A 21,829-nucleotide genomic window follows, 5' to 3' on the forward strand; every position below is an offset into this window, starting at 1 on the left:
CTAATTCCACGCTCTCCATTTATTCTTTATAAATGGAATTTCAATATATTCATATTTACCTAATTCACAGGGGCTCGATAAGGTTCATGTCGAGTTTGATATTGTGGCATTGGTCCACAACCTATTGAAAGTAGCAGGCATCCACCAGCTACTTTCGGATAGAAATCAACAGAACAGAATAGAAAAGCAAGAGGAGAAAAACGTGCCTTTTTCTCCTCTTGCTTTATATTAGGGGCTTTTCAGACAGCCTCTTCTATTTATTATTATTTATATAATAATACTTTTCCTACTGTTCCGTCTTTGCTTTCACCAACTATGCGAATTTTCAAGCCGGTCGATGGAATATTGCGTCCTGCTTCTAGATTTCCTTGGTTGCTGTAGTCAGCACTATCATCAAATAGTGGAGTTCGTTTTGTAAAATTATCTTTTAATGTAGTGCCGTTAATAGCAGCATAATCTAAAAACATTTTATTAGATTTAGCTAAACTAAAGGCAGCATCATTTAACTGATAACGGGTTGCTCCTACAGTTCCATCACTCCAGTAGTTTGTATGTTGGTCTGCATCAACTACTCCTAAATAACCGTCTCCTGGATGCGCTCCCGTCCAGTTATCACTATATGACTCATCCACATACCAAACAACAAGACCTGGATCATAACTCATAAGACTAGCCCCACGGCGAATATGCGCGAGACCCTCATCTACTCCATTTTGTGATCTCCATTCTAATAAATAATAATGTTTTGAATAGAATTTTCCTTCATCCTTTTTAAAGCCTTCTAAAGCAAAGAAAGAATCCCCTTCTGCACCATCTGTTAATACTTCCGTTCCATTAGCTGTTACTTTGATATCATCTACATAGAAACCAGGATTAGCAACTGCCACGTCGGTCCAATAATTAAATTCAATTTCGACCTTTTGTCCAGCATATGCACTTAAATCAAAGACTCCATCCACCCATTCACCATTGGTACTGCCTGTAATCCCATTTCCAGGATTTTGATCGTTGGGATTTTCGGTTGTGGTAATATTTCCTTTAATCGTCTCACCATTCACCTTAATAGATGCATAATCCCATTCAGCCTCGATGTCGTACCATGTTTTAAAAGTCAACTCGGCACTTGTGGCATTAGTCAAATCTACTGCTGTCTTCATAGAATGATCGATATTATTTCCACTACCACTAAAGTATTCATATTTCCCACTTGCCGGTGTGTTTACATCTGTTGTTTTATCGGGAAGATTAATACGCACTGCGTCATTATTTGTTCCTTTTGTTACCGCTTCGTCCAGCAGTAGTTCTGTTCCTTTACTTGTAATTTCATTTGCATTTAACGTAGTGCCGCTTAACCAATTTCCCCCATGGGCGCCTTGCAAATATTCCTTGGCATATGCACTAAATCCACTCGGCTCCGTTCCTGGAACATCTCCGGCCCAGCTGCCACTAGCCATGATAGACCAGTAAGCCACAGCTTCACCGCCGCCAGTATACTGCGTATCATATTCATCTGGCAAACCTAAATCATGTCCGTATTCATGCGCAAAAACACCTGCCGCACCATCTTCTGGTTCAATGGTATAATCATATGCACCAAGTAAGCCACCGAAACGATCGCTATTAGATGTAGCCCCTGGCACTGCAACTAGGTTTCCTAAATTCCAACGATGAGACCAAATAGCATCTCCCCCTAGGGCTCCTCCACCAGCTTCTTCACCAACCCCTGCATGGATAACCATTAAATGATCGATAATTCCATCTGGCTCATTATATACACCATCGCCATCATAATCATCACGATCCCATACGTCGTACTCACTTAAGTCTACATTTGGATCTTGTGCAGCTTTTGATAATGCTTCATAGACTAATTCACGAGGACGCGCATCACTATCATCTGCCCCAGGATAATTTCCTCCATAATAAGCGGCCTCATGATCAGCTGTATACCAGCCAGCAACTTCCCCTTCTACCGAATAACTGCCACCAGATTGCTCTTCATAAAATTGTTTCATGGAGACAAGATTTTCACCGTTCGGACCTTCATAACCATCTTCGCCAAAAATCATATTTTGGAAGTGCTCATGTGTGTAATCTTCATAGAACATATCTGTCTCATCTTTTGAAATCGAGCTTTTTTTATAATCTGGGAAATCTATCGCTAAAACGAGAACCTTATCTTCACGAACTTCCCCTTCATATGCTTCCTCTTTGACAGATTCCACTGTATTTTTCTTTGCCTGTCCTAATTTATTTCCTTTTCCCTTTTGGAGACTATGATTAGATGTTTCGTTTTCTCCCTTTGTTTCTAATTTAGATAAGGCCTTCGGCAATTTATCCTTTGTTTCTTTTTTAGCTCCTTCTGCTTTGCCTTGTAAATACTTTTGTAAAGCTTTTTCCGTTTCACCAGTACTTGCATGCTTTGCCAACTTTCCCTCTTTTTTCAGCATTTCAATAATCCGTTCATCATTGGCAATGCCTAAATCAATAGGAGCTCCTCCGTAACTGGAGACAACCTCTTTATACGCTGCTTCTGCAGCAGCTTTCTCAGGAGGACTATATAACCCTAGTGAGAGAGTACTAATTCCAAGTACTGCTGCCAATGCTGTTTTTTTGAGTTTCTTCTTTACCACCAAAAATCCCCCTCTGAACACAATATGTAATATTACGAAACTTAATATTCTAAATTGATAGTCAATTCCCCTTTTTATTTTTGCAAAATAGTACTTTTATATCAGAAAATTGATTATTTTCAAACATCAAATCTCGTACTAATCTCTAATTGTGCTTCCTCCATATATTAGAGCACTGTCTTAACTAGGAAATAACAAACATTAAATCCCAGCAATAACCTTCTTTTGCTTTTCAAACTATATGAAAATATTAATAAAAAAAGAAAGGAGCATTTCTCTGTCTCCCTTTAAAAATCATGAAAAAAACGTAAACAACCTCCGATTACACTTTCTCCCCATAGAAAAGAGGGAAGGCGAAAATACCTTCCCTCATAAGCAAACACTTCTTCAAATACCTATTCTCTTTTTGAATCAATCATAGATGAACATTCATCGCCGACTGATTATATTTTTTTAATAACTTAGCAAAAGTCTCACGCTCTTCTTCTGTCCAAACCTTGGTCACTTCCGCCACCCTGCTTTTTCTAAACTTTTTTTCCTTTTGAAATTCTTCTAATCCTGTTTCAGTTATCTGGAGAGTATAAGCTCTTCCATCTGTTTCATCAGGAATTCTCAGCAAATAGCCCTTTTGCTCCAACGCAGCCGCCTGTCGACTTACAGTAGAAACATCTAATTGAAATTCTATCGCAAGCGCTTTAACACCAGCAGGGCCTGCTGTCACTATTTCATGCAGCAACAGATAAGCTGACCGATCCAAGCTGCTAGTTTTTTTATGAGAAGATGTATGGGTAACCCGTCGTATCAGTATAGATAATTCCACTTCAAGTTCTTCCAGCGATTGTTCATCCATTGATTAACTACCTCACCGTTTCCAATATTTCTATAAAATATGATAGCATACTTGATTAAAGATTTGTAATAAGAAGGGGAATCCATATCTCCGTAAAAACAATTGACGTTTCGTTATATAGTTGTATAATACAATTATATAGTTTCCTTATACAACTACTTGTCCAAAAAATAAAAGGGGGACAGATAAATGCTAGCCCATGATATTATGGTAAGCCGAGTATATAAAGTGAAAGAAGGCGACACCGTCCGTTCTGTCATCGAAAAATTCATTCAGTATAAAATTAGCGGTCTTCCTATCGTTAATGACCGCAATGAGATTGTCGGTTTCATCAGTGATGGAGATGTACTGCGATACATTGGCAAACATGATGATCATATTATCGACAGTATTTATTATACTGTTGTTATTAAAGGGGACGATGAAGATTTTGAACATAGATTGCAAAGTCTCTTACATTTGAACGTAATGAAAATTGCGAAGAAAAGGGTTATTAAAGTGTCTTGGGATGAAAATTTAGAAAAGATTGCAGCTCTGTTAGGTAAAAAGCAAATTAAAAAGGTCCCCGTTGAAAAAAATGGAGTTTTAGTAGGCATTATTAGTCGCGGTGATGTTATAAGGAATTCTTTTAAAGAATTAATCTAGTCTATAAAAACAAAGGGAATAAAAAAATAAAGGGGAGAATGAAATGTCATCTTCACAATCTGTATCAGCAGATTCAACCAAAAACAATTTAAATACGAAAACAGAAGCTAGTTTATTAAAACAGCCTAAAGCAGTATGGGCTGTATTTTTTGCGGGGATTATTGCCTTTATGGGGCTTGGTCTCGTTGATCCGATCCTTCCTGCTATTGCCGAGAAACTTCATGCCTCCCAAAGCCAGGTAACGTTACTCTTCACTAGCTATAATGCCGTAATGGCTGTAGCAATGCTGGTAACTGGGATGATTTCCTCCAGACTTGGAATTAAGTGGACACTTATTTTAGGAATTGTTATCATTGCTATTTTTTCTTGCCTAGGCGGACTATCAAATGGGATTTGGGCGCTTGTCGGACTTCGAGGAGGTTGGGGGCTTGGTAATGCCCTGTTTGTAGCAACTGCATTAGCGGCAATTGTATCTCTTTCAAACAGTGGTACTGCTAAAGCAATTATTCTTTATGAAGCAGCGATTGGACTTGGTATCTCTGTCGGTCCACTACTAGGCGGATGGTTGGGAGCCATGAGCTGGAGAGGTCCTTTCCTAGGGGTAGCTGTTTTAATGATTATTGCCTTTTTCGGTATTTTCATTTTAATGCCAAAAAATACTTCCATGAATACAACGAATACAGTTAAATCTAAAACGTCCTTGGCAGATCCGTTTAGAGCATTAAAACATCGCTCATTACTTGTTTTAGGGATTGCCGCAGCATTATATAATTTTGGATTTTTCACGTTGTTAGCCTATGCACCGTTTGTAATGGGCTTAGACGAACATGGACTTGGCTTTGTATTCTTGGGCTGGGGTATTTTATTAGCTGTCACTTCTGTTTTTATGGCACCAAGATTGCAGGAACGTTTCGGAACCGTAAAATCAATGTGTGCCATGTTAACCTTGTTTGCAGTTGTATTAGTTGCTATGGGAATTTGGACAACAACCCAATGGGTTATCATCGCAGCAGTTATTTTCGCTGGTGCCTTATTAGGAAATAACAATACGCTTATTACAACTGCCGTAATGAATGCTGCTCCTGTAGAACGATCTACCGCTTCAGCAGCATACAGCTTCTTGCGCTTTATAGGTGGAGCCATTGCGCCTTACACAGCAGGAAAGTTAGCAGAAATATTTAATCCATCTGTACCATTCCTTGTTGGAGCTGGATTTGTATTAGTTTCTGTGTTATTTATCTGGATTAATAGCAAACATGTCCATCATGTAGATGCAATGGGTTCTGGTCATTAATCAACATCTACCAATAATCATAAATAATTCCCATCTGTCTAAGTATAGATGGGAATGGCAGCAGAGGGACAGTTGTACTACTTCCCTCTAATGCTTGTGATCAGCCTTTAATCAAGTTTGGTTAACTGGAAAAGCTCCTTTTCCACTTCCCCTACTTCAACCCAGTCAACGTTATCCCCTTAATAATATGGCGTTGGAAGATTAAGAAGACGATGATTAGTGGTACAACAGCGATGGTAGCTCCTGCCATGACGATTTCCCAGTAAGTTTGGTTTTCACCGGAGAAAAAGGCAAGGCCGACTGGCAGTGTTCGCATTTCTTCTGTCTCGATAACAATTAACGGCCACAAATAGGCATTCCAGTTTCCTAAAAATGTGAAAATACATAGCGCTGCTAATGCTGGATATACTTGTGGAATGGCGATTTTAAAGAAAATTTTAAATTCATTTAAGCCATCAATTCTTGCAGCATCGAGTAAGTCATCTGGAATAGACTCCATAAATTGTTTCATGAGAAAAATACCAAAGGCAGAAATTACGCCTGGAAACATAATTCCCCAATACGTATCAACCCAGCCTAAGTCAGTAGACATGATATACCAAGGAATAATCAGCATTTCGGTAGGAATCATTAAGGAACTTAAGATGAATAAGAAAATAATACTCTTGCCAACAAAGGAAAATTTAGCAATAACATAACCAACAAGGGTGTCAAATAACGCAACACTTATAGTAGTAATAACCGCCACGATAAAACTATTTAAAAACCATTTACTAAACAGGGTATCCACCATAATCTTCCGATAATTCTCTAATGTAGGGTGGTCGGCAAGCAGCTTCAGTCCATATACTTCCGTCGGCGGCTTAAAGGATGTGGATACCATCCAAATAAAAGGGAACAGCATAAAGATAGCCCCAACGGTCAAGAGAATATAGACGATTGATTTTTTTAAATACCTTCTTTTCTTCAACTCCTCACCCCCATAAAAAACTAGTACTCAAATTTCTTTGTCAAAACTTTCATTTGAATGATTGTGATAACTAAAATAATCAGAAATAAGATAACTGTTGCCGCAGAAGCGAGACCCATATCAAAGTGCTGGAAGGCTAATTCATAAATATAAAGAACAACGGATATAGTAGAATGAAGTGGTCCACCCTGTGTCATATTTTGCACTTGGGTAAAGGTTTGTAAGAAACTAATACTGCCAATAACTGCGGAAAATACAATGGTTGGATTTAGTAACGGCAAGGTGATATGAATAAATTTTTTCCAACCATCTGCCCCATCAATTTCCGCAGCTTCATAGAATATTTTCGGGATATTTTCAAGGCCCGCTAGGAAAATAATCATTTGAAAACCGAGACCTTGCCAGATCATCGTTAAGATAATAATATAAATTGCTTGATCAGGTGATTTAAGAAAAAGCTGGGCTTCCAACCCAAACTTCATGAGAATATCATTCACAACGCCGTTGTTCATTAGAATCCATTTAAACACCCAGCTTACCGCAACAATACTTGTCACATAGGGAATGAAATAAATAGCGCGAAATACCCCGACAAATTTATTAATCCTTTGCAAAAGCAGCGCTACTCCTAATCCACACATCAGCTGTCCTACTACACCAAAAACGACATAGATAAATGTATTTATTAGTGATTTACGAAAGACTTCATCTTTAAAAAGGGCTACATAATTATCCATCCCTACAAATGGTTTATCCTCTGATAGAATATCCCATTCCCGAAACCCGATGTTGAATGTATAAAGTGTTGGCAAAAACCGAATCGAAATAAAAAAAAGAAGAGGTATCAGCAAGCATGTATATACAAAGATATATTTTTGTTGCTTTAACGTAAATCTAGCAGTCTTTTTTGGGACGGCAGAATGGTTCTTCCCAGACATGAAAACCCTCCTTTCTGAATAAAGAAAGACGATTACCACCTTTCTTTATTTCAGTATCTTTACTTGTTACTCCAATAATCATCGTAGAGCTTTTGTGACTTAGCTGCGAAATCATTGTAGGTATCTTCAATTGAAACTCCATTTAGCAACACTTCATTCACTGCATCAATAACATATTGTCTTTGTGCTGTTTCGTCGACATAAAATTGTGCATTGGCATATGGAAGCTGTTCGATGAATGGTCCGTATAATGGATCGTTTACATATTTATCTTGTGTTGCGACCGCTTCTTTTGCTGGCAATTCTCCTACCTCGTCAATCCAGCGTTCCATCACTTCATCACTTGTTAAAAACGCTAAGAATTTTTTAGAAGCTTCTAATTTCTCTCCTTCTACTTTAGCTGTAATGCCATTTGCCCAGAACGAAGATTGTGTGGCCTTTTCTTTATAAGATGGCAGTGGCGCAACCCCATAATTTAAGTCAGGTGCATCTGTCGCCAACGTACCTAAACGGAAGGAACCGTCAATATTCATCGCCGCATTCCCTGTCTTAAATGCTGTTACATCATCTGTATAAAAACCACTTTCGCCAACTTTATGTTTGGATCCGAATTCCACTAAATACGTAAATGCTTCTAAACCAGCAGGTGTATCATCCCAAAGAACTTGCTTACGATCCTCACTCAACCCTTGACCGCCAGCTTGATAGACAAGAGCATCATAAAACCAGTTGTTCAGCTGTGCACCAATTTCATACGCCATCCCCTCTGTTACAAGCTTTCCGTTTTCTCTTACTGTCAGTTTTTTCGCATAATCTACTAATTCATCCCATGTTTTTGGCGGACTATTTGGATCCAAGCCTGCTTTTTCAAAAAGATCTTTGTTATAAAACAGGGCAAGAGTACGAACCGCAGTCGGAATGGCCCAATATTTATCGTCCAATTTTGCTGCATTTACTAAGGAGAAGTATTCACTTTCGATTTTATCCACTGGAAATGCATCCTCAGGAAGAGGCTGTAAATAGCCTGAATCAATATATTTTGGCAGCCAGCCATAATATAAATTGATAACATCGGGACCTCTTCCAGCTGGAACTAGTGTAGCAACCTTCTCATTGTATTGCTCATATGGAAAAGTTGTCTGCTTTACTTTAATTCCTGGGTTTTTATCTTCAAACTCTTTAATAAGCTCATCCATTAAATCCACTTTCGCCTTATAGGCATATTGCCAATATTCAATAGTTACCGTACCATCTGCTTCCCCGCCAGAATCCTTTCCCTTTGAACAACCAACAATAATCATTGCTATGGCTAGAAAAAGAAATACACTTAAAAACTTTTTCAATAGAACCCCTCCTATTAAACAAGTTTGTTATTATTGCGAAGCAGCTGCTTATAAGAAGTAAATTTATTTCTATATATTGCTGCTTCTTTTGAAAAATCAGCAAGCTTTTGACTGGACCTTATTCGCTGTCTCTCTGTTTCTTTTGGGTTAGGGCCTCCAAAAGCAGAGCGAACCATAACAAAATGAAAAGGATTAATCGCAGTTTGATATTGTTCTTCTGTTAAAGGAAGATGTGTTCCTAATATCTCCTGAGAAATTTGTTTGACTAGTTCAGCAGAACCATCTTTTATTTTTTTCCCAGTACTAGCTAATCGCTGAACCAAAATGCTGACAATCTGATGGGCATCACGGAAGGATAATTGGCACACCCTAACCAGTACATCCGCTAATTCCGTTACGGTGGAAAAGCCTTCTGAACAACGGGTCAGGAGTTTATCTACATTTACCTCCATCGTTTTAAGAATTTCTGTCAGTAATTCGATAATTTGATAGGAATGAGAAAAGCCATTGATAAGAATAGGCTGGATATCATCCCCAATATCGACGATGTCCCCAAAAGGTGTGTTGTGGGACATCATAAAAGCAGCATTTACTTCCCCAATTGTCCGGCTAATGAGAGATTTCGTATGTTCTAAAGATGAAGGGTTTCGTTTTTGAGGCATGATGCTCGATGTTTGCACTAAGCTTTTATCTAATCTGATTGCTTCTACTTCATTTGTCGTAAAAAACAAGAGATCATGAGTAAAACGCGATAAGGTACTTAAAGTAATTTTGATCACACTAGCTATTTCCAGCATATAATCAGCGGCACTAATAGAATCATAGGAATTCTCCATTGGTTTATCGAAAGCTAATTGGATCGCCACAAATGAACGATCAATTGGAAAACCAGAAGTCCCTAAAGCAGCAGCTCCCATTGGAGACTCATTGATTCTTCTTAAAAGCGCGAAACCACGTTCCAAGTCCCTTTGTAAACTACTATCGATAGCTAACAAATAGTGGGCTAAGGTAGTAGGCTGTGCTTGCTGATTATGTGTATAGGCTGGCATAATCGTTAGTTCATGTTCTTTCGCCAAACGTAACAATACCTTTTTTAACTCTACAAGTAAGGTAAGAAACTGCAGAAGCTTTTCTCGAGATACCATTCGATACATGGTTGCATCCATATCATTCCGACTAAAGGCAATATGCATATTTCCAACAAGCACTTCGCCGATTTCCTTTTTCAAATCTTCTTCCAGCATAAAAAATAAGTCTTCATAAAGAGGATTATAGTGTTGGGGATAACCTTTTGCTAATAGTGCTTGATTCGCTTTAATGATTTTTTTGGTATCTTCTTTTGTTAAGATTTTTTGGTGGGCTAGCATAGTAGCATGGGCGATGTTAATTTCTAATAAATAAGGAAGGTAATGTTGTTTCGTAAAATCATAGATGGGTTCTAATATATGGTTTACATAGACTTGCGATCTACTGTCTGGCATTATATTGCTTCACTCCTCTCTCTAAATGGAGTAAACGGCGAGCAAATAAAATTTTCTGAATCCGTCATTCCTGGTGCACCAATCGTTAAAGACAGCACCTTTGTATGACTATTATTTTGTTCCTCTAATATGCTATTTACTTGATCAACAAGCAATTGGACAAAATTCCTCTTCAACGCCTCTTGTGTGTCGATTTTGCGGTGCAGAATAAATTTTCCAAATCCATAATCGCTATTTCAGTCGTCGTTCCTCCAATATCTATGCCAATCGTATATTTGTATTCTTTGGTAAACAATAAATGGACAGGTTTTCTCCCCTTTTGTTGCCGCCTTTTTACTTTCTTTTTCAATAATCCAGCCTTCTTCCACCATCATCTACCAATGCTGATATAGTCGGCTTACTCAGCTTCAATCTTTTTGCCAAACTTGTTCTTTGAATAAAGATTATCTCCTTCGATAATTTCTTGCAGTCCTTTTCTCTTACTGATTATCTTCAAGTAGGTGGGAGTTCCTGATTGTAAAATACTCATTCATTCCTCCAATCATGGCAGTTAGTAAACCTTCCTTACTTCTTAAAAGCTTATGATTGGCTAGAAAGTAATATGTTTGTATATATTCCGAAATTTTTTGTGAACTTTTCTTTATTTTAGTTGAGGCGCTTTTAAAGAATCGTTGTTTTCCTCATTCCTTTACTTGAATATTAGAAAAACACCATTTAAAAAATGGCGTTTCAGTTCGTAAATATATATATTACTTTCCTTATGACCAATCCAATGATTACACCTGGTAACACAAAAAGCATTGGTAAAAAAATAGGGCCGATTAGATGCCCAAATAGGAAAACCTCTGATGAATAGATTAATCCTACTGTTACAAAATAAGCTGCAAACACAAACGGAAGAAATAATAAAGGAGAATTTTCTCCTTTCTCATCAGCATCTCTTACTGCATCCCACATCGCAAAAAAATAAAGGCACGGATAAAACATAAGCCATTTTAGATTAACTTCCTCTAAAGACGCGGAAGTTTGTCCATGAAAACTTAATATAATGGCTGTATTAAAGTTAGCTTGTATGTTCACAACTAACTCAAGTAAGATAAAAATAATTCCTTTTATATATTTCTTATTAAGCAGCTGTCCAAAGCCAGGCAAAGCGATGGACCATAAAAGTTTTTCAAATGATTTCCTGTTCACATCTTTCCCCAGCCACCTTTTTAATAGATAAAGTAAATTTAGTGTACATCTTAGTGAAATCAACACATGCTGAGAATATAATCCATGGTTTTCAGAAAAAGTTTGAAGTTAGTATTTGTAAAAAATTTAAATTTTATCCATAAAATCCGCAAGAGAAATTCTCCTGCATCCTTCATAAAGAGTATAAAAAAGGACGGATGAACCGTCCCTTTTTTTCCTATATTGTAAATTTTGTAATCGTTTTTTCTAATTCAGCTGCTAAGTTTTTGAGGCTTTGGGCAGCTGAGGAAATTTCCTCTATTCCTGCTAGTTGTTCTTCTGAGGCTGCGGCCACTTCTTGTGTGCTTGACTTCGTGTTTTTAGTAATAGTAGAGATTTGATTAAAGGAAGCAGATACCTCTTCTGCTCCTGCTGAAATCTCTTCCGAAGTGGCAGACATATTGGTAATATTATCAGAAACTTCATAAGTCAATTCTAGGATTTCCTTAAATAGTTCTCTTGAGTTATTAGCAATCAATACACCACTTTGAACTTCATCCATGACTGCATTCATTGATTCGCTCGTTTGTTTAATCTCCCCTTGAATTTTCGTTACTATCCCAGCAATTTCTTGAGAAGAACGCTGTGATTCTTCTGCCAGTTTCCGAACTTCATCGGCAACTACTGCAAATCCTTTCCCGTGCTCCCCAGCTCTTGCTGCTTCAATTGCCGCATTAAGCGCAAGCAGATTTGTTTGATCAGCTATAGAAGTAATAACTTCCAATATTTTCACAATATCCTGTGATCTTACAATAAGTGATTTCGTCAATTCATCTGAGTTTTGAACTGATTGTTGAATTGTATTCATCTGGGTAATATTTTTTTCAACAGATTCCTTACCAGTTTGGGCTTTATTCAATGTTGAGCTGGCCTTTTCAGAAATAGTCGCCGAAGCCTCTGCAATTTGCTGTACTCCTTGTGCCACTTCATCAAGCGCTTCTGTGCTTTCAGTCACCATTTCCGCCTGATCGGCTGCTCCTTCAGCAACAGCTTGTATCGATTCCGTTATTACTACACTTGTTTGATTGGATTGATCTGCACTCACAGCCAATTGCGCAGATGTTTCTGCTGTATGTACAGAGCTTTCCTTCAACTGTTTAATCAATTCCCGCAAGCTATGTTTCATCGAATTCGTATTTTCCGCTAACTGACCAATCTCATCCTTTGATTGGATAGCTACATCCTTGCTTGTAAGATCTCCTGCTGCAACTAAACGCAGCTGAGCAACAATATTTCGGATTGGTTTTGTCATCCCGTTTGCAATCCAAATTGCCACACCAATTATCAGCACAGAAAATACTGCAAGTATAATGGTCGTAATGTTCTTAATACTACTAGTAATTTCTAATATATCATCCAAGGAAGTAAATAAATAAATAAATACCTAAACCTGCACTTTTTAGGGGAGCATAAGTAACCAGTTGTTTTTCTCCATCCAGCTCTGTCTCTTTAGTTCCACTTGTTGTTCTCCCCTTCTCGAAAATAGTTCCTATATTTTTGGAAAAACCAGCTTCCTCAATTGTCTTACCGATTAAGTCAGCATTAGGATGAAACTGAACTATATTATTACTATCAACTAATACAGGATATGTGCTTTTATTTTGAGAAGTTTCATTTTGTAAAAAATCCTGTATAAGGGTTTCAAAGTTAACGGTAGCAGATACCACTCCCACTACTTCTTTATTGGCATTTATGATCGGCGTTGCTATTGCAAGAACTCGATTTCCTGTCGCATTGGACTTAAGGACATTCGAAACACTCTGTTCTCCTTTTATCCCTTTGATAAAATAATCTCTTTTTGATAAGTCTAATTTACCAACTAGACTAGGGTCTGTATGTGCTTCCACCATCCCGTTTTTTCCGATAACTACAACTGATTCATAAGTTGAATCTTGCTCTTTGACAATATTAATTTGTTTACTCCGAGCTGCAAGATCTCCATTGATAATGGTATCTGATTCGAAATAAGCGTAAGTTCATCCAAACGCTTTTGAATCCATTCCTCCATGTTTTCTACTGTATCGGCTGTTTGTTTACCAAGCCATTCCTCTTCCTTGTTTAACGTATTATTACTACTAACATAATAAATAATGCTAGAGGCTATTATTACTGGAATAAGACCAATTAATAGAAAATACAAAATAAACTTTGTTTTAATCGATCTGTCTTTTCCTTTTTTCATTCTTCCTCATCTCCCTTAAATAACTCTTTGTAGTGCCATAAAACATATAACTTTACTTCTTAATATTCATATCGACAAAAGTTGACGTATATCAATACTTTCGACAACCATTTTCGACATTTTCCTACCAAAGCTCCTTTTAGTTCTCAGAGGTGGTTCTATCGCTCTCCTCTTATTTTCCAGCAGCCATCATTGATAAAGCGTTTTCCCTACTCGGCGATATTACTTCTCTGGATCAGAAATTGCTTTTACTGGTAGCTTCAGTACAACATAGCTCCCGGGGAAAATCCCCTAAATAAACCAAAAAAGAAGCATAGGAAGGCTCCTAAGCTTCTTTAATCTTTAAGGGAAGCAAAAAAAATGTCCCTACGATTCCATTTATTCATAAGCATCTACTTCAACTGGCAGTTTAACATTATCCTTCGTGAAAGTCGCATACCATACCCAGAGGTTATCTTGAAGGAAAAACTTATTTGGCTGGACATTCCCCTCACTAGTAATAATGATCGTTTTGGCATTATCTTCGGCAAACCCATAAATAATGGATAAATCCTTTTCGAGCTTATTATTTGCCTGCCAGGTAATGGAGCCTCGTTCTTGTCTCTCTTCTTGAAACTCCTGAAATTCTAATATGGGATAAATAATTTTTTGAAAGTCAGTAAATTCTTTATTAGTAAGCACAGGAACAACCCCCGAACTATTTTCCGCAAAAACGATACGGGACTGCGCATCAAACAACAGAATTTGCTTGCAATCACCAAATTGTGCCGATACTTCTTCACATACCCTTTCTTCCAAAGATGATGTAGGAGGAATATAGACAGTTTTAGTTGGATTTGGATGCATCGTAATAAGGTAAATAACAAAAATGGTCAGAGCAAGAGCGACTATCAATAGAATGTTCTTCATTACATGTTTCCTCCCTTCTTCCTTCTTTATTACTATGTCCTTTGCCTACATTTCGTGAAAACGAAATACACATTTATACGGAGTTTTCTTCCAATATGATATAGTCATTTATCAAATAGGAGCATTAGAAGCATTTGTGAAAGCAGAGGCCGGAACCTTTACTCCTGCTAAATTAACAAAAAGAAGCCGACTTCAAAAGTTGTTCTTCAACGACTTTTGAGTCAGCCACTACTTTCTATATCATGCAATCAAAAAGCAATAAGAACTGTCCCTTCGATTCCCTTACTGCATAGAAACCCATACGCTCTTTACTTCTGTATAGTTGTTTAGGGCGTAGGAGCCCATTTCGCGTCCAATGCCTGATTGTTTGTATCCGCCGAATGGGGAAGCTGCATCGAATGTATTATAGCAGTTGACCCAAACGGTTCCAGCGCGGAGTTTGCTGGCGATGTAGTGAGCATTGGCAATATCTCTCGTCCAGACGCCTGCTGCTAGACCATATTCGCTGTTATTTGCGCGATTGATCAGCTCATCTAAATCGTCATATGGCATTGCCGAAATAACAGGTCCAAAAATTTCCTCCTTGGCAATTGTCATCTCATCGCGTACATCGGCAAAAACAGTTGGGGAAACAAAGTATCCTTCCTCACGTGGATTAAAACCACCTGCGACTAGTTGCGCGCCTTCGTTTAACCCTCTTTCAATATAACCAAGAACTCGTTGCTGCTGTTCAGCGGAAACTAGCGGTCCAATTTCTGTATCAGCATGGATGCCAGCACCTTGCTTCATTTTTTTCGCTTGATCTGCCATATCGGCAACGACATTATCAAAATGTTTCTTTTGAATAAAGACACGAGACCCAGCACAGCATACCTGTCCTTGGTTAAACATAACACCATTAAAAGCACCTGGAATAGCTTTTGTTAAATCTGCATCTGGCAGGATAATATTCGGTGATTTCCCACCAAGCTCCAATGTAACTCTTTTCAATGTTTTAGAGGCATTCGCCATAATCATTTTTCCAACTTCGGTAGAACCAGTAAAGGCAATTTTATCTACTAAAGGATGATCAACTAGCGGCTGGCCAGCTGTTTCCCCAAATCCAGGAACAATATTTACAACGCCTTCCGGGAAACCCGCTTCCTGGATTAATTCCGCTAAATAAAGCGCAGATAACGGCGTTTGCTCAGCTGGTTTTAATACCACTGTACATCCGGTTGCAAGGGCCGCTCCAAGCTTCCACATTGCCATTAACAGCGGGAAGTTCCAAGGGATAATCTGCCCAACTACTCCTACCGCTTCATGGCGTGTATAATTAAAGTATGGACCATTAACTGGAATCGTTTGTCCTGTAATTTTTGTACACCAACCCGCATAATAGCGCATATGCTCAATGGCTAATGGAATATCCGCATTAGTTGTTTCGCGAATCGGTTTCCCATTATCTAACGTTTCTAACTGGGCAAGCTCCGCACTGTTTTTCTCCATCAAATCGGCCAGTATGTACATAAGACGACTGCGCTCAGAAGCACTCATTTTTGACCAAGGTCCTTCGTCGAAAGCTTTCCGTGCCGCTTTCACTGCTAAATCAATATCTTCTGGACCAGCTTCATATACACTTGCTAAAACCTCATCTGTCGCTGGATTATAACTGTCGAACGTTTTTTGTGTTTGACTCTCCACAAATTCACCATTAATAAATAACTTTTTCTTACCACTTAGGAACTTTCCAACCTTTTCTTTTAAAACCACAGTCTGTTGGTTCATCGAATTCCTCCTTAAAAAGTAGATAATTTAATGGTCAGGCACCAATGATAGAAAACGCTTACAAAACAATGTTAACACTGTGGAAATAGAGATACAACTAATAAAAGACGAAATATTTCGAGGATTTTTGACATATTTGACAGCGTTTGACAAGAAACGACAAGCTACTATGCAGGGGAATGCTTCTCTGTCCCCATGAATTATGCTGTTTTAATTCCTATTTTCTTTCTATATAGTAAACCACCTTTCATTTAATGAAAGATGGTTCTATGCATATATATACATTTTGTAAACTTGCTAAAGAAAAATTCGCCCTACTGATTCTCTAATCGGTTGATTCAAATTCACCTGTTATGGTAAAACTTACTTTATTTACATTATAGTAAAGGAGAGAGTGATATAAGGGGTCTTTATCTTTATTGTATGCTACTTTTTCCAATTGATAAAGAGGATCACTAATATTGCACTGTAAATAACCTGCCAATTCACTATTAGCTAATATAACATTTAATATCTTATTATTAAATGCAGGAGTTCTTCCATAAGTTTCGTTTAGGATTTTATGCATAGATTTATTTTCTTCCACGTATTGGTCTAATTCCGGAAAAAGCTCTAAGGAATAGGTGGAAGTTTCATGCAATAATGGTTCATTATCTAAATGGAGTAGTCGCTTTAACTCGAGAACAGGACTATTCGTATCAATTTTTAATTTCTCTGCTATTTCTTTGTTCACTTCTTTTACTTCATAAGAAATTATTTTAGGATTGGGCATTTTACCAGTGGAATTCATATATTCAGAATAACCATTAACAGCAACTAATTCACGTTTTATCTTAACATGATTAACAAATGTACCCTTTCCTTGTTTCTTAATTAAATAACCTTCATTTACTAAATCTAATACCGCCTTTCGAACAGTAATTCTACTTACTTTATATTTTTCACAAAGTTCCGGTTCAGTTGGCAATTTTTCACCATGCGTATATATTCCATCATTTATATCATCTGCAATCGCTTGCTTAAGCTGTATGTATAAAGGAGTAGAGCTGTTACTATTAAGCAAATTTTATTACCTCCTTTTCACCTTTCTTTTCTTTATTATATCTTACTATTATTTTAATTTTAAACAATTCTTTTCTTATTAGCCTATTCCATTCCTCCATTTAAAAGAAAAAAGACTATTTCAAAATCATGGTCACACGATTTTGAGACAGTCTTTTTGATGTTCAAAATATCTTTGCCATTAATACTCTAATTTCCACATATATCTTCTTTTAGTTAATGGATGATTACGGACATAGGATAATTGTTCTGCATATACCCGCAAGACACCGGAAATTAACATTGGATTAAAATAATCTACTACTTCAGAAGCTATAACTGAACCAAGCCCAAAGTCTTTTGCATCTACCACAGTTGTTTTAGCATCAAAGCGCTGCAAAAATTCAAGCGCTCTTGCATCCATAGGTCTGGTTCTTCCATCATTCATCAACAATAGGAACGGAACATCTTTTTCTACCACTTCAAAGGGACCGTGGAAAAATTCTCCATCATGAAATGTCCCCGAATTAATCCACTGCATTTCCATTAACAAGCAGATAGAAAAGGAATAAGCCACTTCATGTGTTGCTCCACTACTCATGACGTAAATTACTTCATCATCTTTATAAGCTTCCGCAAAAGCTTTGGCATCTGGTAAAACTGTGGAAGCAGCCTTTTCGATAAGTTCATAAATTTTTCCGAAACCATCTATCATTTTGTCATAATTCTCATAACCCTCATATTGATGAAGTATTTCTGTAGCTAATCCTAATACTTTTGTCATTTTCTCCATTTTAGCAGCATAATTAGCCTCAAATCCATGATATACTATGTAACCTGCATCTTTTGTTAAAGCAGATCCCTCCACATGTGTTACTGCAATAACATGTGCGCCTAATTCTTTTGCTTTTGTTGTTGCTTCTACTGATTCAGGAGTGGCTCCACCTAGTGAGCAAGTAATAACAATACTTGTATCGTCAACAGAAATTGGGGTTGCATAATTAAATTCATTTGCTGTATATAAACTTACACGCAGAGTTTTGGCATTAGCTTCTAGAAAATACTTTGCAGGATACAATTCTGCTTTAGATGCTCCACATCCAACAAAAAACACACTTTTAATGTTCGGTTGTCTTTCCTTAATTGATCCAATAATTTGATTAAGTTCCATCTTGATTACCTCCAATATTTTAAGTTAATAGATTTTTATTTCAAAAATGTAAGAAGTATTTACCTATCTACCACCACCTTAAAATCAATCATTATGTATATTTCTTGCCAAATCCAAATGACCCCTCAACTAGACATTGTTCAGATGAAAATGCTGCTGCTTTTTTGAGACTTTCTTTAATAATGGACTCTGTATCTGTTTTTCCATCTTTAATTTCTTTTCCATAGTGATAGATAAAACAAGTAATAAAGGAATCGCCTGCTCCCATCGTATCTTTGGGTTTCACAAAGAAGGACTCTTGCATATAAAATTTGTTTCCATCAAATAAAATGGCCCCTTTTTCTCCTAAAGTACACAATACCAATTGGCAGCCTATATGAGTAACATTCAGGCATAAATTTAAAATGTCATCTAGTTTCATATGACTACAGGAAAAATAAGCATAATCGATTACTTTGCTTATTCGTCTTACTTGCTCCATTGTGAAATCAGAAGAAAAATCAAATCCAATTGGTATTCCTAACTGTTTAATCTTTGGCAATTCCGTTTCCGCAAAGCCATACAAACCCGTATGTACTAGATCAAAAGATGTTAAATAGGAATAATCCTCTTCCGTTAAGTTCAAACCAAATTGTCTTAAAACCCCACATCGATTACTTCCTAAAAATACTCGATCCCCATCTTTTAGTGTCACTCGAGCACAACCATTTTCTCCTTTGTATAATTTGCAGTGGCTGATATCTATCCCAATTTCGGTAATACTTTCTTGTACATGTTGGCTCTCTAAATCTGAACCGAATGCTCCTAAAAAAGCCGCTTCTGCACCTAATTTTTTTGCAAATACTGCAAAATTAAGTGCATTTCCTCCAGGATACATAGTCTGAATGTGTTCATATTTATCTACGACATTATCTCCCAATCCGATTACCTTCATGATGTCATGTCACCTCACTTAATTAGCCTCATTAGTATAACGTTATATAACGTTATACTAATTTGTCTTTATGTTATTGTCAATACTATTCTGACTATTACTTGCAAATCTTATAAATTCTACATATATTTCTCAAATTCTTTCATATTTCGACAATCATGGGCTGCGGGATCCATAAAGTATCTTGAATCTGTGATTTCTTGCCCTAAGTATCCCTCGTATCCGTTTTGTTTAAGTGTAATAAGAAACTGTTCTAAGTCATGCTTACCATCACCCCAAACTAAATGACCATATGGGTTTCCGTCCACAAAATGAGTATGAATAATCTTACTACCGAATACATCAAACCACTCTTGTAAGGTTTCCCCTGCCACCCCCATAGCAGTAGTATCTACTAGAACTTTTACATTGGCATGATTAATTTCCTCTATCATTCTTTTAGTATCTTGTAATGTTGTAACTAGATTAGATTCTTCTGGGCGTAAACTTTCCAACGCAAGTGTAACTCCCTCCAACTTTGCAGTATCAGCCAGTTTCGAAAGCATTTCCCTAGAACGCTTCCATGCCTCTTCTCGATCTTCATCTAGATATCCCCATCCAGAATTACATTGCATTATTTTACAACCTAGTTCAGCAGCAGCCTTTATACCATTAGTAAAGTAGTGTAAGCTTTTTTCGAAAATCTCTGGTTTCAGAGAGGCAAACTGAAATTGATACATACAGTTTTCAGGAGTAAATACTTTCATTTCTAAATGATAGGAATCAATCTTTTTTTTCAAGGCTTTACAATCTGAATAAGTCGTAGGATCTAAATAATAGTGAGGTACACCAGTCCAAAACTCTATGGATTGAATCCCAGCTTTTACTTGTGCTTGTAAAAAATAATCTAAAGAATAGCGCATATAATGAATATTCATTCCTGCTATTTGTTCTCTAGTAATTAAAGCCATTCCTCTCACACCTTTCATATAACTTGATAGATTTTAAGATACTTACAATACTTTCGATAAAAAATCAATTGTTCGAGGATGAGTTGGGTTTCCGAAAAATTGTTTTGGATTGTTTTCTTCCATGATATAACCTTGATCCATAAATAGAATACGATCTCCAACCTCTTTGGCAAAACCCATCTCATGTGTTACCACTACCATTGTCATTCCTTCTTGAGCTAGATTCTTCATAACTGCTAATACCTCTCCAACCATTTCTGGATCTAATGCAGATGTGGGTTCATCAAATAGCATTACTTCCGGCTTCATGGCTAATGCTCTGGCAATAGCTATTCGTTGTTGCTGACCACCAGACAGGGAGGAAGGATATGCATCATATTTTTCTAACAGTCCTACTTTTTTTAATAAGTCCTTGGCCAAATTTTGGGCTTCGGTTTGCTTCATCCCTTTTACTTTTATGGGAGCATGACAAATATTTTGGGCAACTGTTTTATGGGGAAAAAGATTAAATTGCTGAAAAACCATTCCCATTCTCTCTCTTACTTTATCAATATTAACCTTTCGAGCTGTTATCTCCTGCTCTTCCACCTTTATGCTTCCACTTGTCGGTAGTTCTAACAAATTCAAACACCTCAAAAAAGTGCTTTTTCCTGAACCAGAAGGACCAATTACAACAACCACTTCTCCTTTATGGATTTTTACGTCAATCCCCTTTAACACTTCATGATTTCCGTAACTTTTATGCAGTCCTTTAACGTCGATCACTTGCTTTCAATCTCCTTTCAACCACTCCTAGGAGTTGCGTTAATGTAAAAGTCATGATCAAATATCCTAAAGAGGCTACTAAAATTGGCTCCAACCCCAGTGCTGTATTTCCTCTAACAATAGTTGTCTTATACATAAGTTCAGCTACGCCTATTATGGATACAATGGATGAATCTTTTATACTGCCAATAAATTGGTTCCCAAGTGCAGGAAGAATATTTTTAAATGCTTGAGGAAGGACGATATCAAACATCGCCTGCCTTTGATTCATACCTAAACTTCTTGCTGCTTCCATTTGTCCTTTACTGACTGCTTCAATTCCTGATCGAATCGTTTCTGAAATGTAAGCAGCCGCATTAAGAGATAACGCAATTGCTCCAACCATCAAATCCGGTATATCCCATCCCTTAAATATCAACGGAATTCCAATATAGATGATATATATTTGAGCAAGGAGAGGGGTACCTCTAATAAATTCCACATATATATCACCAATAATTTTTACTACCTTAAACCTTGACCTACGTAATAGGGTTAAAGCAATTCCTAAAATAGTTCCTAAAACTACAGCAATGACAGCAAGTAGAATAGTAATATATATACCTGTTAGGAAATATGGATAGTACTGCTCTAAAAAAGAAAAACTCAACATTATCACCTACAATATTTAGGGTATTTTTCATTTCTAGAAGATGTTTTGTGACTAAATATTTCTATTCTCTC

23 protein-coding genes are annotated in these 21,829 nt (G+C 37.2%); 2 read left to right on the forward strand and 21 right to left on the reverse strand.

Features of this window, described 5'->3' with window-relative positions; genetic code table 11:
• Window positions 1-263 precede the first annotated feature (263 nt).
• Complete coding sequence (locus NX902_RS21285) at window positions 264-2,633, reverse strand: immune inhibitor A domain-containing protein (RefSeq protein ID WP_249877717.1); 2,370 nt, start codon at window positions 2,631-2,633, stop codon at window positions 264-266.
• A 415-nt stretch (window positions 2,634-3,048) separates the two neighbouring features.
• A complete protein-coding gene (locus NX902_RS21290) occupies window positions 3,049-3,483 on the reverse strand; it encodes a MarR family winged helix-turn-helix transcriptional regulator (RefSeq protein WP_123258342.1) in 435 nt (144 codons plus the stop codon).
• A gap of 189 nt (window positions 3,484-3,672) precedes the next feature.
• On the opposite strand from NX902_RS21290, the gene NX902_RS21295 reads away from it, so the two are divergent.
• Window positions 3,673-4,128 carry a CBS domain-containing protein gene (locus tag NX902_RS21295; RefSeq protein WP_123258343.1) on the forward strand — a complete coding sequence of 152 codons (456 nt, stop codon included), beginning with the start codon at window positions 3,673-3,675 and terminating at the stop codon, window positions 4,126-4,128.
• 43 nt (window positions 4,129-4,171) lie between these two features.
• Window positions 4,172-5,422, forward strand: a complete 1,251-nt coding sequence (locus tag NX902_RS21300; RefSeq protein WP_123258344.1) for an MFS transporter — start codon at window positions 4,172-4,174, stop codon at window positions 5,420-5,422.
• Between the two features lie 151 nt (window positions 5,423-5,573).
• Here NX902_RS21300 and NX902_RS21305 read toward each other — a convergent pair whose 3' ends face one another.
• The 19 genes from NX902_RS21305 to NX902_RS21395 form a co-directional block, all read right to left on the reverse strand.
• A complete protein-coding gene (locus NX902_RS21305) occupies window positions 5,574-6,392 on the reverse strand; it encodes a carbohydrate ABC transporter permease (protein WP_061798203.1) in 819 nt (272 codons plus the stop codon).
• A 20-nt stretch (window positions 6,393-6,412) separates the two neighbouring features.
• Window positions 6,413-7,330: a carbohydrate ABC transporter permease gene (locus NX902_RS21310; RefSeq protein ID WP_095329711.1), complete on the reverse strand. Its 918-nt coding sequence runs from the start codon at window positions 7,328-7,330 to the stop codon at window positions 6,413-6,415.
• Window positions 7,331-7,389: 59 nt separating this feature from the next.
• Window positions 7,390-8,673, reverse strand: a complete 1,284-nt coding sequence (locus NX902_RS21315) for an extracellular solute-binding protein (protein ID WP_341160975.1) — start codon at window positions 8,671-8,673, stop codon at window positions 7,390-7,392.
• A gap of 14 nt (window positions 8,674-8,687) precedes the next feature.
• Window positions 8,688-10,154: an argininosuccinate lyase gene (gene argH / locus NX902_RS21320; protein WP_341160976.1), complete on the reverse strand. Its 1,467-nt coding sequence runs from the start codon at window positions 10,152-10,154 to the stop codon at window positions 8,688-8,690.
• Window positions 10,154-10,330: a hypothetical protein gene (locus NX902_RS21325; protein WP_163185350.1), complete on the reverse strand. Its 177-nt coding sequence runs from the start codon at window positions 10,328-10,330 to the stop codon at window positions 10,154-10,156. Before NX902_RS21325 ends, argH begins: the two co-directional genes overlap by 1 nt.
• A 60-nt stretch (window positions 10,331-10,390) precedes the next feature.
• Complete coding sequence (locus NX902_RS21330) at window positions 10,391-10,528, reverse strand: hypothetical protein (protein WP_341160977.1); 138 nt, start codon at window positions 10,526-10,528, stop codon at window positions 10,391-10,393.
• Between the two features lie 23 nt (window positions 10,529-10,551).
• Window positions 10,552-10,683: a hypothetical protein gene (locus NX902_RS21335; protein ID WP_268877112.1), complete on the reverse strand. Its 132-nt coding sequence runs from the start codon at window positions 10,681-10,683 to the stop codon at window positions 10,552-10,554.
• 200 nt (window positions 10,684-10,883) lie between these two features.
• Window positions 10,884-11,348 carry a hypothetical protein gene (locus NX902_RS21340; RefSeq protein WP_095329709.1) on the reverse strand — a complete coding sequence of 155 codons (465 nt, stop codon included), beginning with the start codon at window positions 11,346-11,348 and terminating at the stop codon, window positions 10,884-10,886.
• Between the two features lie 217 nt (window positions 11,349-11,565).
• Window positions 11,566-12,747, reverse strand: a complete 1,182-nt coding sequence (locus NX902_RS21345; RefSeq protein WP_341160978.1) for a methyl-accepting chemotaxis protein — start codon at window positions 12,745-12,747, stop codon at window positions 11,566-11,568.
• Window positions 12,740-13,336: a cache domain-containing protein gene (locus tag NX902_RS21350; RefSeq protein ID WP_445668897.1), complete on the reverse strand. Its 597-nt coding sequence runs from the start codon at window positions 13,334-13,336 to the stop codon at window positions 12,740-12,742. The genes NX902_RS21345 and NX902_RS21350 overlap by 8 nt, the downstream gene beginning before the upstream one ends.
• Complete coding sequence (locus tag NX902_RS21355) at window positions 13,255-13,569, reverse strand: hypothetical protein (protein ID WP_341160980.1); 315 nt, start codon at window positions 13,567-13,569, stop codon at window positions 13,255-13,257. Before NX902_RS21355 ends, NX902_RS21350 begins: the two co-directional genes overlap by 82 nt.
• Window positions 13,570-13,947: 378 nt before the next feature.
• A complete protein-coding gene (locus NX902_RS21360; protein WP_249877710.1) occupies window positions 13,948-14,478 on the reverse strand; it encodes a hypothetical protein in 531 nt (176 codons plus the stop codon).
• A 282-nt stretch (window positions 14,479-14,760) separates the two neighbouring features.
• The gene (locus NX902_RS21365) at window positions 14,761-16,245 is read right to left on the reverse strand and encodes an aldehyde dehydrogenase family protein (RefSeq protein ID WP_095329706.1); all 1,485 of its coding nucleotides are present in this window, start codon (window positions 16,243-16,245) and stop codon (window positions 14,761-14,763) included.
• A gap of 325 nt (window positions 16,246-16,570) precedes the next feature.
• Window positions 16,571-17,308 (reverse strand): GntR family transcriptional regulator, encoded by a 738-nt coding sequence (locus tag NX902_RS21370; RefSeq protein ID WP_341160981.1) that lies wholly within the window; start codon window positions 17,306-17,308, stop codon window positions 16,571-16,573.
• Between the two features lie 180 nt (window positions 17,309-17,488).
• Complete coding sequence (locus NX902_RS21375) at window positions 17,489-18,457, reverse strand: SIS domain-containing protein (RefSeq protein ID WP_095329704.1); 969 nt, start codon at window positions 18,455-18,457, stop codon at window positions 17,489-17,491.
• Window positions 18,458-18,548: 91 nt separating this feature from the next.
• Window positions 18,549-19,391: a PfkB family carbohydrate kinase gene (locus NX902_RS21380; protein WP_095329703.1), complete on the reverse strand. Its 843-nt coding sequence runs from the start codon at window positions 19,389-19,391 to the stop codon at window positions 18,549-18,551.
• A 119-nt stretch (window positions 19,392-19,510) separates the two neighbouring features.
• A complete protein-coding gene (locus NX902_RS21385; RefSeq protein ID WP_341160982.1) occupies window positions 19,511-20,341 on the reverse strand; it encodes a sugar phosphate isomerase/epimerase family protein in 831 nt (276 codons plus the stop codon).
• A 42-nt stretch (window positions 20,342-20,383) separates the two neighbouring features.
• A complete protein-coding gene (locus NX902_RS21390) occupies window positions 20,384-21,106 on the reverse strand; it encodes an amino acid ABC transporter ATP-binding protein (protein ID WP_095329701.1) in 723 nt (240 codons plus the stop codon).
• Window positions 21,093-21,758: an amino acid ABC transporter permease gene (locus NX902_RS21395; protein ID WP_235850246.1), complete on the reverse strand. Its 666-nt coding sequence runs from the start codon at window positions 21,756-21,758 to the stop codon at window positions 21,093-21,095. The genes NX902_RS21390 and NX902_RS21395 overlap by 14 nt, the downstream gene beginning before the upstream one ends.
• Window positions 21,759-21,829 lie beyond the last annotated feature (71 nt).

This window comes from Niallia sp. FSL W8-0954, assembly GCF_038005605.1.
Taxonomy (GTDB): Bacteria; Bacillota; Bacilli; order Bacillales; family Cytobacillaceae; genus Niallia; species Niallia circulans_A.

What these genes read in the sequence shown, in the direction of transcription:
- NX902_RS21380 (WP_095329703.1), bottom strand. Translation starts at nt 19,391, where the DNA reads ATGAAGGTAATCGGATTGGGAGATAATGTCGTAGATAAATATGAACAC.
- NX902_RS21290 (WP_123258342.1), bottom strand. Translation starts at nt 3,483, where the DNA reads ATGGATGAACAATCGCTGGAAGAACTTGAAGTGGAATTATCTATACTG.
- NX902_RS21330 (WP_341160977.1), bottom strand. Translation starts at nt 10,528, where the DNA reads ATGATGGTGGAAGAAGGCTGGATTATTGAAAAAGAAAGTAAAAAGGCG.
- NX902_RS21355 (WP_341160980.1), bottom strand. Translation starts at nt 13,569, where the DNA reads ATGAAAAAAGGAAAAGACAGATCGATTAAAACAAAGTTTATTTTGTAT.
- NX902_RS21310 (WP_095329711.1), bottom strand. Translation starts at nt 7,330, where the DNA reads ATGTCTGGGAAGAACCATTCTGCCGTCCCAAAAAAGACTGCTAGATTT.
- NX902_RS21335 (WP_268877112.1), bottom strand. Translation starts at nt 10,683, where the DNA reads ATGAGTATTTTACAATCAGGAACTCCCACCTACTTGAAGATAATCAGT.
- NX902_RS21385 (WP_341160982.1), bottom strand. Translation starts at nt 20,341, where the DNA reads ATGGCTTTAATTACTAGAGAACAAATAGCAGGAATGAATATTCATTAT.
- NX902_RS21365 (WP_095329706.1), bottom strand. Translation starts at nt 16,245, where the DNA reads ATGAACCAACAGACTGTGGTTTTAAAAGAAAAGGTTGGAAAGTTCCTA.
- NX902_RS21295 (WP_123258343.1), top strand. Translation starts at nt 3,673, where the DNA reads ATGCTAGCCCATGATATTATGGTAAGCCGAGTATATAAAGTGAAAGAA.
- NX902_RS21300 (WP_123258344.1), top strand. Translation starts at nt 4,172, where the DNA reads ATGTCATCTTCACAATCTGTATCAGCAGATTCAACCAAAAACAATTTA.
- NX902_RS21375 (WP_095329704.1), bottom strand. Translation starts at nt 18,457, where the DNA reads ATGGAACTTAATCAAATTATTGGATCAATTAAGGAAAGACAACCGAAC.
- NX902_RS21360 (WP_249877710.1), bottom strand. Translation starts at nt 14,478, where the DNA reads ATGAAGAACATTCTATTGATAGTCGCTCTTGCTCTGACCATTTTTGTT.
- argH (WP_341160976.1), bottom strand. Translation starts at nt 10,154, where the DNA reads ATGCCAGACAGTAGATCGCAAGTCTATGTAAACCATATATTAGAACCC.
- NX902_RS21395 (WP_235850246.1), bottom strand. Translation starts at nt 21,758, where the DNA reads ATGTTGAGTTTTTCTTTTTTAGAGCAGTACTATCCATATTTCCTAACA.